Origin of the sequence: Kaistella carnis (assembly GCF_003860585.1) — a bacterium.
Lineage (GTDB): Bacteria > Bacteroidota > Bacteroidia > Flavobacteriales > Weeksellaceae > Kaistella > Kaistella carnis.
Genome location: NZ_CP034159.1, coordinates 602,925 through 618,074 on the forward strand (window position 1 = coordinate 602,925; position 15,150 = coordinate 618,074).

At 36.6% G+C, this 15,150-nt stretch carries 8 protein-coding genes; 5 read left to right on the forward strand and 3 right to left on the reverse strand.

The window, feature by feature from the left end; genetic code table 11:
* Positions 1–100 precede the first annotated feature (100 nt).
* A complete protein-coding gene (locus tag EIB73_RS02740) occupies positions 101–760 on the reverse strand; it encodes a LuxR C-terminal-related transcriptional regulator (RefSeq protein WP_125022403.1) in 660 nt (219 codons plus the stop codon).
* A gap of 196 nt (positions 761–956) precedes the next feature.
* Complete coding sequence (gene dnaE / locus EIB73_RS02745; RefSeq protein WP_125022405.1) at positions 957–5,612, reverse strand: DNA polymerase III subunit alpha; 4,656 nt, start codon at positions 5,610–5,612, stop codon at positions 957–959.
* Between the two features lie 148 nt (positions 5,613–5,760).
* On the opposite strand from dnaE, the gene EIB73_RS02750 reads away from it, so the two are divergent.
* The gene (locus EIB73_RS02750) at positions 5,761–7,833 is read left to right on the forward strand and encodes an alpha-ketoacid dehydrogenase subunit alpha/beta (RefSeq protein WP_125022407.1); all 2,073 of its coding nucleotides are present in this window, start codon (positions 5,761–5,763) and stop codon (positions 7,831–7,833) included.
* Between the two features lie 253 nt (positions 7,834–8,086).
* Here the strand turns inward: EIB73_RS02750 and cax are convergent, their stop codons facing one another.
* Entirely contained in the window at positions 8,087–9,145 is a 1,059-nt protein-coding gene (gene cax / locus EIB73_RS02755) for a calcium/proton exchanger (RefSeq protein ID WP_125022409.1), read from the reverse strand.
* Positions 9,146–9,516: 371 nt separating this feature from the next.
* Here cax and ligA point away from each other — a divergent pair, with 371 nt between their 5' ends.
* From ligA to EIB73_RS02775, 4 genes are all read left to right on the forward strand, one after another.
* Positions 9,517–11,520 (forward strand): NAD-dependent DNA ligase LigA, encoded by a 2,004-nt coding sequence (gene ligA, locus EIB73_RS02760; protein WP_125026052.1) that lies wholly within the window; start codon positions 9,517–9,519, stop codon positions 11,518–11,520.
* A 219-nt stretch (positions 11,521–11,739) separates the two neighbouring features.
* The gene (locus EIB73_RS02765) at positions 11,740–12,216 is read left to right on the forward strand and encodes a GEVED domain-containing protein (protein ID WP_228411304.1); all 477 of its coding nucleotides are present in this window, start codon (positions 11,740–11,742) and stop codon (positions 12,214–12,216) included.
* Positions 12,217–12,363: 147 nt separating this feature from the next.
* The gene (locus tag EIB73_RS02770) at positions 12,364–13,791 is read left to right on the forward strand and encodes a leucyl aminopeptidase family protein (protein WP_125022413.1); all 1,428 of its coding nucleotides are present in this window, start codon (positions 12,364–12,366) and stop codon (positions 13,789–13,791) included.
* A 133-nt stretch (positions 13,792–13,924) separates the two neighbouring features.
* On the forward strand, positions 13,925–15,136 hold the full coding sequence (locus tag EIB73_RS02775) for an ATP-grasp domain-containing protein (protein WP_125022415.1): 1,212 nt from the start codon (positions 13,925–13,927) through the stop codon (positions 15,134–15,136).
* Positions 15,137–15,150: the final 14 nt, after the last annotated feature.

Sequence of the window (15,150 nt, forward strand, 5' to 3'; positions counted from 1 at the left end):
TCAAGGGGGTTGAGGAATTTATTCCTCAACTTTCTTCTTTTTTTAAAACAGTAAGAGCTGACTATTTTAGTCAGCTCTTATTTTTATATTTTATTGTAAATCAATATTCAACCAAACGATTTTCTAAGGCAAATTTCACCAGTTTAGAAGAATTGTTAGTGTTGAATTTCAACATCATATTTCTGCGGTGTGATTCCACCGTATGCGTACTGATAAAAAGCTTTTCAGCAATTTCCTTTGATCGCAAACCATCGCAAATTAGAAGAAGAACATCTTTCTCTCTCGCGGTCAGATCTTCTACACTATTATGTTTTTTCTCGTAAAGATCATCTACGCTACAAATGAAATTCAACAGGGCATTCTTTGCATTATCATTTACATAGACTTTGCCGTCCATTACCTGATGAAGTGCTTCTAAAAATTCTTCTTTGCTGGTCGTTCCACCCAAATAGCTTTTTACGCCTTTGTCAAAAAATTTCTTAATCATTCTTGCCTCGGGAGTGAGGGAATTGACAATAATCTTCAGGGTGGGATTTATTTCGAGGAATTTTTCAATGTAATCTGTAATATCGAAGGTATTAATTCCTGTAACATTTAGGAACAAAACAGAATTTTCGGTAGTGATATTCTTTTCAATATCTCCAAATTCGGTAATTCCTACAATCTGGTAGTTTTTACTAATAACATTGCTTTGTAGAAAGTAATGTATACAATCTAAGTAAAGCCTCTGACTTTCGTAAAGGATAATTTTTTTTTTCATGGTGTGTTAGTTTGTACGAATTTAGTAAATTTTTCACCATTAACCTAGAAAAGATAGGAAATTCGTAAATAACAACCCCTTATCATGAAAAATATTAGAGATTTACACTTAACGTACACAAGTTAATTTAATTATTTCTTATTAATATATCTAATAGATCAACCTCTTTTTTAAGGCTGATTTTTAGAAAAGGACATTAGTTCAGAAATATATCATAACGTTGCATCTCATTAAATATCTCGATTAATTCACCATTCACCTGAATCATCGTCTGCATACTCATCACCTCCAGTTGACTCTCATCTGCGGGATTTTTAATGTAAAAATTAAGTTTCTGGTCCCCCTTATGTTCATCAAACTGATTTCTTAAGAAATCGATATCTTCTTTTCGCAAATGATCAATATCCACAACTACGGTCATCTTCTTTGCAAATTTTTCAAAAGCTTCTTTAAGATCAATAACTTCCGACACATTTACGAAAACCCGTCCATCATTGGATTGAGAGAATTTAATTTTAAAGATAACGAATCGCTGAACATCAATTTTATCTCTGAATTTCATATAATCGCGGTCGCCTAAACGGAAAGAATAACTTCCACTATAATCTTCCAACATCAAAAACGCCACCTTTTCACCACTATTTTTACCGTCTTTAATGGTGTATTCTGTTACCAAACCAGCGACCATGTATTCGGGTGTGTTATTTTTTAAGGCCTGTTTTTCTTTCCAGGATAATTTATCATTATTGAATAAATCGGGTTGTTGATTGGCAAAAACGTTATTCTTATAATCTTCAATCTCGTCTAGATTCAAGAAATTAAAACTTCCTCTTGGTTCCACTATTTTAGCAGGTTCTTCAATCATAACGTCATCATCACCTTCTAAAATTTCAGGCGGCAGATCAACCAGATCATCATCAGCGTCTTCCACTTCGGAAACTTCGATTGGTAAAATCACTTTCTCCAGTTCCAACGGTTCTTCCTTCTTGCTTTCCAAAATTTCTTTTTTGCTCAAAGCTCCCTGTAAAAACTGGAACTGATATTTATATTCATCCAGAGGATGGGCAGAGAGATAGAAGCCAATAATTTCTTTTTCTTTATTAAGTTTGTGCATGCTTTGCCATTCGGGTGCAGGATTAATTTTGGGCTGTTCAATTTTAACTTCCTCCGCAAAATCTGCAAACAGAGAATTTTCAATCTCATTCTTGCTGTCCTGAAAACTGTTACCATATCGAAGTAACCTTTCAATGTTTGTTTTTCCAGAGGAATCAATATCGAAATACTGCGCCCGGTGATAAACATCAACTTCATCGAAGGCGCCTGCAACGACTAAACTTTCCGCTACTCGCTTGTTCATTTGTGAGGTCGGAATCCTTTCGAAAAAATCATAGATATTCTTGAAACGTCCATTTTTTCTGGTCTCCACAATTGCCTCACTCGGACCTTCGCCAATCCCTTTAATTGCACCTAAACCAAAACGTATTTGCCCCTTCTCATTCACTGCAAAAGCATACTGCGATTCATTAACATCTGGCCCCAAAACGTCAACACCAATACTTTTACAATCCTCCATAAATAAAGTGATCTGCTTCGTATTATTAATGTTATTAGACATCACGCTCGCCATATATTCCGCGGGATAATTCGCTTTTAAATAGGCTGTTTGATAGGCAATTAAAGCATAACACGTGGAGTGCGATTTGTTAAATGCATATTCAGCAAAAGCTTCCCAGTCTTTCCAAATTTTATTGAGTTTGGTTTCGTCGAGGTTATTGCTTTTTCCACCTTCGATAAATTTAGGATACATTTTATCCAGTACGTCCCTTTGTTTTTTACCCATTGCTTTACGCAAAGTATCAGCTTCCCCTTTTGTAAAGTTGGCTAATTTCTGAGATAAAAGCATTACCTGCTCCTGATAGACGGTAATTCCATAGGTTTCACTTAAATACTCTTCGGTTTCTTCTAAATCGTAAACCGTTTCTTCTACCCCATTTTTTCGATTGATAAATAGTGGGATGTATTTAATCGGTCCAGGTCGATACAAAGCGTTCATCGCAATCAAGTCAGCAAACTCCGTTGGTTTAAGTTCACGCATATATTTCTGCATTCCGGGACTTTCATACTGAAAAATCCCAACAGTGCGACCTTCTTTAAAAAGCTGATAGGTTTTAGCATCATCTAAGGGAATGGTATCCGGATCGATCTCGATGCCGTGTTTTTCTTTGATAAGTTTGATTGCGTGTTTGATTATGGTCAAAGTCCGCAATCCTAAGAAATCCATTTTCAACAATCCTGCACTTTCAGCCACCGAGTTGTCAAACTGCGATACCAAAATATCTGCGTCTTTAGATGCAATCGTAATCGGCACCAGATTAGAAATATCTTCGGGCGTTATAATTACTCCACAAGCGTGGATACCAGTATTTCGAATGCAACCTTCCATTTTTTGAGCAGCAGACAGAACTTGGTAACGCTCATCTTTTGGGTTTGCCAGGATATCTTTCATTTCCTGCGCCAACGCTTTATCTTCCGGGGCAAGTTTATCGAATTTTGCAAAAGCTTTCGCAATATTCATTCCTGGAGAAGGTGGGATTAATTTTGCAATATTATTGGTCTCGAAAATTGGATAGTCCAAAACTCTTCCGGCATCTTTGATCGCAGATTTTCCTCCTAAAACGGAATAGGTGATAATTTGAGCAACATTTGTTTTACCGTATTTCTCAACCACCCATTTAATGATTTTATCGCGACCTTCATCATCAAAATCAATATCGATATCGGGCATTGAAATCCTTTCCGGGTTTAGAAAACGCTCAAATAGCAAATCATATTTTATAGGATCAACATTGGTAATTCCCGTACAATATGCCACCGCAGAACCCGCGGCCGAACCACGACCGGGACCAACCCAAACACCCATTTTTCTGGCTTCATTACAGAAATCCTGTACAATCAAAAAGTATCCGGGATAACCGGTTTTGGCGATAACTTCTAACTCAAAGTCTAATCTTTCTCTTATTTCGTCGGTGATTTCCTCATACCTTTTGTTGGCACCTTCGTAGGTTAAATGCCTCAAATAAGCGTTCTCTCCTCTTTTTCCGCCGTCTAATTTATCTTCTTCACTTAGGAATTCGTCAGGAATACCAAATTCAGGAAGCAGAACATCACGCTTCAATGTGTAAGGTTCAAACTTTTTCACCAACTCGTCATACGCTTCAAAAGCATCGGGGAATTCACGGAAACTTTGTTTGAGTTCCTCCGTATTTTTAATGTAAAATTCGTGTGAAGGCAATCCTCGTCTTTTACCAAAACCTTTTCCTACAGGCGAAGATAATTTTTCTCCATCCTTAATACAGTATAAAATATCCTGAATGTGCGCTTCTGATTTTTCGGTGTAAAAAGTCTCATTTTGTGCTAAAATTTTGACTTCATATTTTTCTGCGAAAGTCAATAAAACATCATTCAAATAATGTTCTTCTTCAATTTCATGGTTTTGCAACTGTACATAAAAATCCTCGCCGAAGGTGTTTTTCCACCATTGAAAAACCTCTTCTCCTTTTTGTTCTCCAAATTCTAAAATTGTATTGGGAATGTCTCCTATTGTTCCTGCAGTTACAGCAATAAGATCCTCTTTCAACTCGGCGATCATCTTTTTTGAGATTCGCGGAACTCCAAAATAAAAACCATTGATATATCCTAAACTCGAGAGTTTTGCCAAATTTTTATAGCCATTGAAATTCTTTGCCAAAAGAACGATATTTGTTCTTCGGTCGGGATCATCTTTCGTAAACTGTTTCTGCTCTGGGCGGTCGGAAAGATAAAATTCACATCCAATAATAGGAATTAAGGGTTCTTTTCTCGGTTCAGTTTCGTTAAATGGAAGTGCGTCTTCTTCCGCTTTCTGTTTCCGCTCTAAATATTCCTGATGGTTTTTCTTAATCGTTCCATTGGTTTTTTCAACTTCAGAAATGAATTTAAAAGCACCCATCATATTTCCCAAATCCACAATACCAACAGCTGGAAAATTATTTTCTAGAGCCCGTTTAATTAAATCATTAATATTTGAGGATGCCTGAAGTGACGAATAAATACTGTGATTATGAAAATTAAAATAACTTCCTATTTCAATTTCATCCGTATTATTAAAAGATGTTTTCTTTTTCTTTTTCGAATCCGCAACCTGTCTTCGAATGACGATGGGAAATGGTTTTATCGGACTCGGATGATTGTTGATATACTGCTGTAATTCCTGAGTCTCAAGCTTCACCTCCTCAGCGGGTACAATTCCGATCCGCATCATTTCAAAGAAGACCTGTGCCGTTGCATTTACATCGGCTGCAGCATTATGCGCTTCATCAAATTCTTCGTCGTATAACTTTTCGTAAAGCTCGGTGAGTTTCGGAGATTTATATTTTCCGCTTTTTCCACCACCTAACTGACAAAAATCGGTTCCCAGTTTCATGGTATCAGCAAAAGGGATTTCCTGTAAATTATTGTCAATTTGTTTACGGAAAAACTCGGCTCCTACAATATTATAATCAAAAATAATATTGTGGCCAACCACCACTTCCGCTTTCTGCATAGCTTCTCTGAATTCCAATAAAACTTCATTCAGATCACGACCTTCTTCGGTGGCCATTTTTGTTGAAATACCGTGGATCCTTTGGGAAGAAAAGGGAATATCATAACCCTCCGGCTTAATGATATAATCCTGATTCTCAATTAGATTACCTTCTCTGTCATGAAGTTGCCACGCGATCTGAACCATTCGGGGCCAGTTATCGGAGTCGGTGATGGGAGCATTGAAATTTTTAGGTAAACCGGTAGTTTCTGTGTCAAAAATAAGATACATGAATATGAAGAATTTTGGTAAAATTAGGCTAAAATTTCTTTAAAAAAAAGTTGCTATTTTCAAAAAATGAAAATATCTAAAGACATAAAATGGGTCAGAATCCTTTAAAAATTTCTAAAAATGAATAAATGTTTTATCTTTGTTCGATATGGAAATTGATACAAAAAAAACCGTTTCACAGGAGATATTGCTGAAAGCGTTCAATCACATGATGATTGCCAAAGCAACAGCCGATGTTTATGAAGAAAACCGAAATATTTGCAAATATGTGCACTCTACTTCTCGGGGTCACGAAGCCATACAGTTAGCAACTGCTTATCAATTAACAAAAGAAGATTGGGTTTCCCCATATTATCGTGACGAAAGTTTATTATTAGGAATAGGTTTCGAGCCTTATCAATTAATGCTTCAGTTACTGGCAAAAGCAGAAGATCCTTTTTCGGGCGGACGTTCATATTATTCGCATTCATCAAGTCGGGAAGAAAGTTTACCTAAAATAATTCACCAAAGTTCTGCGACTGGAATGCAGGCTATTCCTACGACGGGAGTTGCGCAGGGAATCAAATACATTCAGGAATTTAACTTAAAAGAATACGAAAATAATCCTGTGGTAGTTTGTAGTTTTGGAGATAACTCCATCACAGAAGGTGAAGTTTCGGAAGCATTTCAGTTTGCAGCACTTCATCAGTTACCGATTATATTCTTAGTTCAGGATAATGGATGGGGAATTTCTGTAACTAAAGAAGAAGCAAGAACTTCAGATGCATATGATTTCGCCGCAGGATTTGTCGGTCTTAACCGAATGAAAGTGGATGGAACTGATTTCGAAGCCAGTTTCCAAGCCATGAAGAAAGCCGTTGATTTCGTAAGAACAGAAAGAAAACCAATGTTGGTTTGTGCAAGTACCGTCTTGATTGGGCATCACACTTCCGGAGTTCGACGAGAATTCTACCGTGATGAAGATGATTTGGTAAAACACCGCGCAAAAGATCCGGGCAATATTCTTCGAAAAAGACTCTTAGAAGAAGGTACCGACGAAGATCTTTTAAAACAAATAGAAAAGAAAGCAAGATTAGAAGTTGAACAAGCTTTCCAGAGAGCAATTGCCGCCGAAGATCCAAAACCACAATCCGTAGAAGATCATGTGTTCGCTCCTACTTCTATTACAGAAGAAGTGGGTGAAAGAGAACCGAAAGGTCAGGAGAAAATTGTAATGGTTGATGCCGCGATTCACGCGATTCAGGAAATCATGTGGAAACATCCGGAAGCATTGCTTTACGGACAGGATGTTGGTGAAAGAATTGGGGGAGTTTTTCGCGAAACTGTCACTTTAGGCAAAAAATTTGGGAACAAAAGGGTTTTCAATACGCCTATTCAGGAAGCTTATATCATAGGTTCAACCGTTGGTATGAGTGCAGTTGGTTTAAAACCTATTGTAGAAGTGCAGTTTGCTGATTATATTTATCCAGGGATCAATCAATTGATTACAGAGATCTCAAAATCCTGTTATCTGAGCAACGGTAAATTTCCGGTGAGTAACATTATCCGGGTTCCGATTGGTGCTTATGGTGGTGGCGGACCTTATCACAGCGGAAGTGTAGAAAGTATTCTGGCCAATATTAAAGGAATTAAAGTAGCTTATCCAAGCAATGCTGCCGATTTTAAAGGTTTACTAAAAGCTGCTTATTACGATCCAAATCCAGTCGTTATGTTGGAGCATAAAGGATTATACTGGAGCAAAGTTCCGGGAACCGAAGATGCAAAAACTATTGAGCCCGCAGAAGATTATATCCTTCCTTTTGGGAAAGGAAATATCCTTTTAGAAGCTGATCAAGCTGAAACTGAAAAAGGCAGAACAATGCTCATAGTCACTTATGGAATGGGTGTTTATTGGGCAAAAGAAGCCGCTAAGAATTTCGAAGGTCGAGTTGAAATTATCGATTTGAGAACTTTAATTCCTTTGGATGAAAAGTTAGTTTTTGAACGTACAAAACTCCACGGAAAATGTTTGGTTTTAACGGAAGAGCAAATTCAAAACTCTTTTGCAGAAGCTTTCGCACACCGAATATCTAAGGAATGTTTCCGATATTTAGATGCTCCTGTTGAAGCCATGGGTTCACTGAATTTACCGGCAGTTCCAATCAATTTAGTGTTGGAAAAAGAAATGCTTCCAAACGCGGAAAAACTGACTAAAAAAATTGAAGAAATGTTAAATCATTAATTTGACTTTTACATAAATTTAAAGTTTCCAATCTCTTAAAAACTTAATGTTGATATTCTCAACATTAAGTTTTTTTTATGGAAGCAAGAACTATAGCTTCTTGTAGTTGAAGATGGATCATTTTTTTAAACAATAAGATATTATTACGCAATGTTAAAGTGAAAAAATCAAAGTTGCAGCCGTGGATGTGATCCTTGTATTTGACCAAAAATCAAAAGTAACAACAGTTTAACTTTTGTCCTTCAAGTCTTTCTTAGCCCCACCAAAAAGCCGTCGCGATAATAATATACAATCCAATTAAAGCAACACCTTCAAGCCAGATACTTTCCCCATCAAAAACGATGAAAGCACTGGTTAATACGGCAAGCGCCAAAGCTGCTAATAAAAGCGGACTCAATACAAATGATAAAATAGCACCGCCTAAAAAGAAGGATAGAAGGATTAACAGCGGATAAATGACCAAAGCGATCTGCAAAGAAGAATTCATAATAACACTCACCGCATAATCTGCTTTATTTTTGAGCGCCAACTGAATTCCTACCAGATTTTCTATTGCATTTCCCGCAATTGCAACCACAATTAAACCTGCGAAAACATCGTTAATACCCAAAGAATCCATCGCGGGTTTTAAAGCCTGCACAAACCAATCTGAAACAAAAGCGGCGCCCACCCCCGACGCTGCCAAAATAATAAGCGTCGTCGGTAACGACCAGGTCGCTTCTTCAGTTTCTCCGTTTTTATCGGGTATAATTGCTTTGTCTCCTTTGATAGAGAAGGTCAAATACGCGCCAAAAACAATAAGTAAAACAACAGCAACAATAATATCTAATTTATTTAAATGGCTTTCCGCAGGCGTATGAAGATAAAATGTCAAGGTAGGAACTGCCATGGCGGCAACCGCTAAAATCATCAAAACTGCATTCATCTTCGGAGGTTCGGAATGAAAATATTGTCTTCCATTTTTTAAGCCACCGAATAAAATAGCCATTCCAAAAACCAAAACAGAATTTCCCAAAATCGATCCGACCAGAGCCGCTTTTACCACCATATCCAAACCTGCTCTTAATGCGAAAATACACACAAAAAGTTCGGGCAAATTTCCTAAAGCCGATTGTAAAACCCCCGTTGCTGCCGGTCCCATCCTACTTCCCAACTGTTCCGTGGCTTTTCCTACGATCATGGCCACCAAAACCAACGAAACTGCTGCCAAAACAAATAATAAAACAGCATTGAGTCCGGCATGGGTAGCAAAGCCAGTCGCTGCGGCAACAACCGAAGCGGCCGCAATTAATAAGACATCTTTTTTATTCATCGTCTGAGATTTATATAATAAAAGTAACAAAAAATCTACGGTTTTGAAGTAGTTTTTTCGGGCGCACATTTCCGGCTATTCATTACAATCTTTTTTTTCCGTTGCTTGACCCTCCAAAAAAAAGGATTTCCATTGCTATCCGGGGCGCGACTCGTTATAAAAACAATAGTTTTTTATAGAAACACGGAAGGTGATTTTTTTAGAAGAAGACAAAATGAATGGATAAAATCAGTGTATTAAAATCTAAATTCCTTATAGTTTTTTACACTTTTGAAGGAATGTTACAATTAAAGTTTAGTGCGTTTTCACTTTCAAAAAAAATCAGCCAATTACTGAATGATTTAGTATTTTTGTACAAACCCTTCAAAACGATGCCCGAAAACATCCAGCAAAAAATAGAAGAACTTCGTACAGAACTTCATCAGCATAATTATAATTACTACATTTTAGACGAAGCCAAGATTTCTGATTTTGAATTTGATTTGAAATTAAAGGAATTGCAGGAACTCGAAAAAAATCATCCTGAATTTTATGATGCTAACTCTCCCACTTTGCGCGTTGGAGGCGAAATCACTAAAAACTTTCCGACCATTCAACATCAATTCAGAATGTATTCTCTGGATAATTCTTACGATTTCGATGATTTGGAAGACTGGGAAAAAAGAATTATCAAAACCATTAATGAACCTGTCGAATTTGTCGCCGAACTAAAATACGATGGCGCTTCCATTTCTATTTTTTACGAAAGCGGAAAACTGAGACAAGCCGTAACTCGTGGTGATGGTTTTCAAGGCGACGAAATCACAGCGAATGTAAAAACGATTTCAGATATTCCTTTAACCTTAAAAGGTGATTTCCCGACTCAGTTTTTTATGCGCGGTGAAATTTATTTAACCCGAAAAAACTTTGACAAAATAAATGCAAGACGTGAAGAAGAAGGATTGGACTTGTTCATGAATCCAAGAAATACGGCTTCAGGAAGTTTGAAAATGCAGGATTCAGCGGAAGTTCGAAAACGTGGACTTTCAGCCGTACTATATCAATTTATTTCTTCTGAAATTCCGGCAGAAACACATTGGGAATTGTTGCAGAATTCCAGAAAATGGGGTTTCAAAGTTTCGGATCAGGCAAAATTATGTAAAAATTTAGACGAGATAAAAGCCTTTATTACTTACTGGGACGAGCATCGACATGAACTTCCTTTTGAAATCGATGGAATTGTTTTAAAAGTAAATTCTATTAAGCAACAAGCGCAATTAGGTTATACGGCGAAGTCTCCGCGTTGGGCAATGGCGTATAAATTCAAAGCCGAAAAGGTAGAAACCGAATTATTAACCGTCACTTATCAGGTTGGTAGAACGGGAGCGATTACGCCTGTTGCTAATTTAAAACCTGTTTTACTTGCCGGAACAATCGTTAAAAGAGCAAGTTTACACAATGAAGACATCATTAAAAAACTCGGTTTGCACGAACATGATTTTGTATATGTAGAAAAAGGTGGTGAGATTATTCCAAAGATTGTTGGCATTAATGAAGAGAAAAGAAAATCCGATTCTAAGGAAATTGAATACATCACGAACTGTCCGGAATGCGGAACTGAATTAGTCAGAATTGAAGATCAGGCGATTCATTTTTGTCCGAACGATTTGCATTGTCCGCCGCAGGTTGTAGGACGAATGATTCATTATGTTTCCAGAAAAGCCCTGGACATCGAAGGTTTAGGCGCTGAAACGATTGAACAGTTATATCGTGAAAAATTGATTGAAAATCCTGCAGATTTCTATACTTTAACAAAAGAGCAAATCCTTCCATTAGAAAGAATGGCAGAAAAATCTGCACAGAATATTATCGATGGTGTTGAAAAATCAAAACAAATTCCCTTCGAAAAAGTATTGTTTGGAATTGGCATAAAGCACGTTGGAGAAACGGTTGCTAAAAAATTAGCGAAAAATTTCAACTCGATTGATGATTTGAAAAATGCTACTGCCGAAGAATTAATTCAGGTTGAAGACATCGGTGGAAAAATCGCTGAAAGTATTGTCAATTTCTTTAAAGATCCAGAAAACTTATTGATGATTGAACGTTTGAAATCTTACGGAGTTCAACTGGAAAAAGGAGAAAATACGAATGAAGTTATAAGCACTGTTTTAGAAGATAAGACTTTTCTCTTTACCGGAAAACTTTCTCTTTTTACAAGGGAAGCCGCCGAAGAAATGGTCGAAAAACATGGTGGAAAAAATATTTCTGCAGTTTCTAAAAACCTCAATTATTTAGTGGTTGGTGAAAAGGCCGGAAGCAAACTAAAGAAAGCCCAAGACATTGGAACGAGTGAAATTCTTGATGAGCAGCAATTTTTGGATCTTATTTCTAATTAAATGTTTGTTTGAATAATTATTAAAAATAAGATTATAATTATTTCAACAATACACGTAAAATGATTAGTAAAGCTCAATTTTAATAATACTTCTACAGGAACGGCGGGTTACGAAAACTTCACCACTCAAATTGCTAATGTAAATAAAGGAACTGCTTACACGATTACCATTACTCCAAAATGGACTTCCACTTCCTATAATGAAGGTTACGCCGTTTTCATTGATTATAATCAAGATGGAGATTTCTCTGATGCGGGCGAAACTGTTTTCACAAAAGCTGCTTCTAAAACAAATCCGGTTTCTGGATCAATCACAATTCCGGCATCTGCACTTTCAGGAAATACCAGAATGAGAGTTTCCATGAAATACAATGGAATACCAACAGCTTGCGAAACTTTCTCTTATGGACAGGTCGAAGATTACACCTTAAACATTAAAGCTGCAGGAACAGTGACAGCGTTAGTAAACACGAGTGCAGACACAGTTAATGTTTATCCAAATCCAGTGAAAGATATTTTGAATATTAATGCAAAAGGTGACTATAATTATCAATTGATCTCCATCGATGGAAAAATTGTTAAAGATGGCAACCAATCTGAAAACGCTGTCAATGTTCAAAGTTTACCAACCGGAATTTATATAATGAAGATTACTCAAGACGGAAAAACTTCCAGCCATAAAGTAATCAAAAAATAAATTTGATTTAAATATCGACTTCGGTCAAAGTCGGGAGAACTACTCTTCCGGCTTTTTTTATTTAAAAAAATCTGAAATAAATTCCCTGGAACTTTAAAAAACCTTAATTTTAAATAAATTCAAATAATTAATTCATACAAATCTAAAATGACAATTAATCTTACCAATAGTCCATCAATCGAGACAAATCAAAAATTCACTTTTTTAACCGAAGAACAATGGCAAAAAGAAAAAGCAAACTTCAGCCATAATTTCGACGGTTTATTTTCCGCAAAAAAAGACGAAACTTTTATTCTTCTTCAAGATGGTTTAGTTCACTTTTTAATAGGTTTAGGAGCGGATCCAAAGAATTTTGAAATTCGGGAAGCTGCGGAAAAATTCAGTTATGACTTTCGAAAAAAAATTAAAGTAGAAAGTACTTTTATCAAGACCGAAAACTTTAATACTGATCAAATTGAAAACTTAGTAAAAGGTTTATATCTTGGAACTTACGAATATCCCTTTAAAGAAGAGCATTCTTTCTTTAATGATAATTTTTCTTTAAAATTGATTTCATTTTCAGACGAAGATCTAAAGGAATTAGAAATTAAAACTCAAGCAATTTGCGAAGGACAATTTGCCTGCATGGAATGGCTGAACAAACCTCAAAATTTTAAAAGAGTTCCGCATATTTCTGGATTTTTAAATGAAATTTCCACAAAATATAATTTCAAACAAACTGTTTTCGACCGCAAAAAATCTGAGGAAGTAGGACTTGGAGCATTTCTTTCTGTAAATCAGGGAAGTTCGCAGGAAGCCGCTTTTACCATTTTAGAATATCATTCTGAAAATCAAAATGCAAAAACCGTTGGTTTGGTTGGGAAATGTGTTCTTTTTGATACCGGCGGAATTTCAATTAAAGGTTCAGAAAACCTTCATTATATGAAATCCGACATGGGCGGTGCAACAGCGGTTATCGGAACTTTAATTGCCGCGGCAGAAATAAAACTTCCTGTAAACATTATTGCTATTTTACCGATTACCGATAACGCAGTTTCAAATACGGCGTATATTCCAAGTGATGTTGTAACAGCTTATAATGGGAAAACAATTGAAGTTTTAAATACGGATGCGGAAGGAAGAATGACTTTGGCAGACGGACTCTCCTACCTTTCTAAAAACTACAAAACAGAAGTATTGATTGATCTGGCAACCTTAACCGGCAGCTCCGTAAGAACTTTTGGAGATACTTGTGGTGCCTATTTCTCAAACAGTGATGAGCTGAAGAAATCTTTGGAAAAATCTGCTGATAAAACCAATCAAAGGTTGTGGAATTTGCCGCTTTGGGACATTTGGGAAAAAGATTTCAAGTCTGATGTTGCAGATTTTAAAAACATATCGTCTAAGCCGGTCGGTGGTTGTATCATCGCCGGAAAATTTCTGGAGCAGTTTATAGAAGGGCATCCTAAATGGGCGCATCTTGATATCGCAGGAGTTGCCTTTGGAGGTGTTCGCTATATGAAAGGTTATGGCGCAACTGGCTACGGAGTTCAATTATTGATGGATTATCTGGAAACTTTCTCCGAAGAAAATTAGCATATCTGAAATTTTCTCTGTATAATTGATAGTGGATTTTCATATATTGAATGATTATTAAAAATCAGTGTTGATAATTTAATAAGAATTTATTTTATTTTTTGATTATTCACTAATTATTAATAATCATTATATGAAGGAGAAAACGATTGTGTGTATTTCCTGCTATTACAAGGGGTATGATTTTATGGATGAGATGAAAAAGCTCGGCAATAAAATCATCCTCATTACTTCGGAGAAAATTAAAGATAAAAACTGGCCTTGGCATGCAATTGACGAAGTGTATTACATGTCAGAAAAAGAGCCTTCTGTCTGGGATTTAGACCATCTGGTTCAAGGTTTTTCTCATCTGCTGAAAAGGTGTAAAATTGATGTGGTCATTGCTCTGGATGATTATGATGTTGAAAAAGCCGCTTTAATTCGGGAGACTTTCCGTATTCCCGGAATGGGACAAACTACTCATCGATATTTTCGGGATAAGTTGGCCATGCGACAAATGGCAAAGGATTCACAAATTGAAGTTCCCGAATACTCCTCAATTTTTAATGATGAAACCGTAGAGGAATTTGCAGATAAAGTTTCGCCACCCTGGGTTTTGAAACCACGTTCTGAAGCTTCTGCTACTGGAATTATTAAAATAACATCCAAGGAAGAGCTTTTTAAAGCCATTGATAATTTAGTTGATAAAAGACATCATTTTCTTTTAGAAAGTTTTAAACCTGGCGATGTTTTCCATGTGGACAGTTTGGTTTACAACAGTGAAATTGTTTTTGTTTCGGCCTCACAATATCTTTCGCCGCCTATGGAAGTTTCGCATGAAGGTGGTGTTTTTCGGTCTAAAACATTAGGCTTTTCCACAGCTGAATTTAAGGCATTGGAACAAGCAAATCATAAAGTGATGAAAAGTTTCGGCTTAAAAAACGGCGCAACCCACACTGAGTTTATACGCGGTAAAGAAGATGGAAAATGGTATTTTCTGGAAACGTCTTCACGCGTTGGAGGTGCTCATATCCCTGATTTGGTAGAAGCTTCTACGGGCACCAATTTATGGCGGGAATGGGCAAGAATCGAAAATGCCTGGCTCAAAAATACTGATTATAAAGTCGCCAAACCTACAGAATTTTTTGCAGGTTTAATTATTTGTCTGTCTAAAAATAAAACGCCGGATTACGCCGAATTTAAACGGGAAGAAGTCTATAAAATCTTGCCAATGGATTACCACATTGGTCTTGTTTACAAGTCTACGGATGAGGAAGTCATACAACAGCTGTTAGATGAAACCGCAAACAAAATTAGGGAGCATTATATCAGTATCATGCCGCCCAAGACCAAACCGACTTCTTAAAACAAGTTCCATTA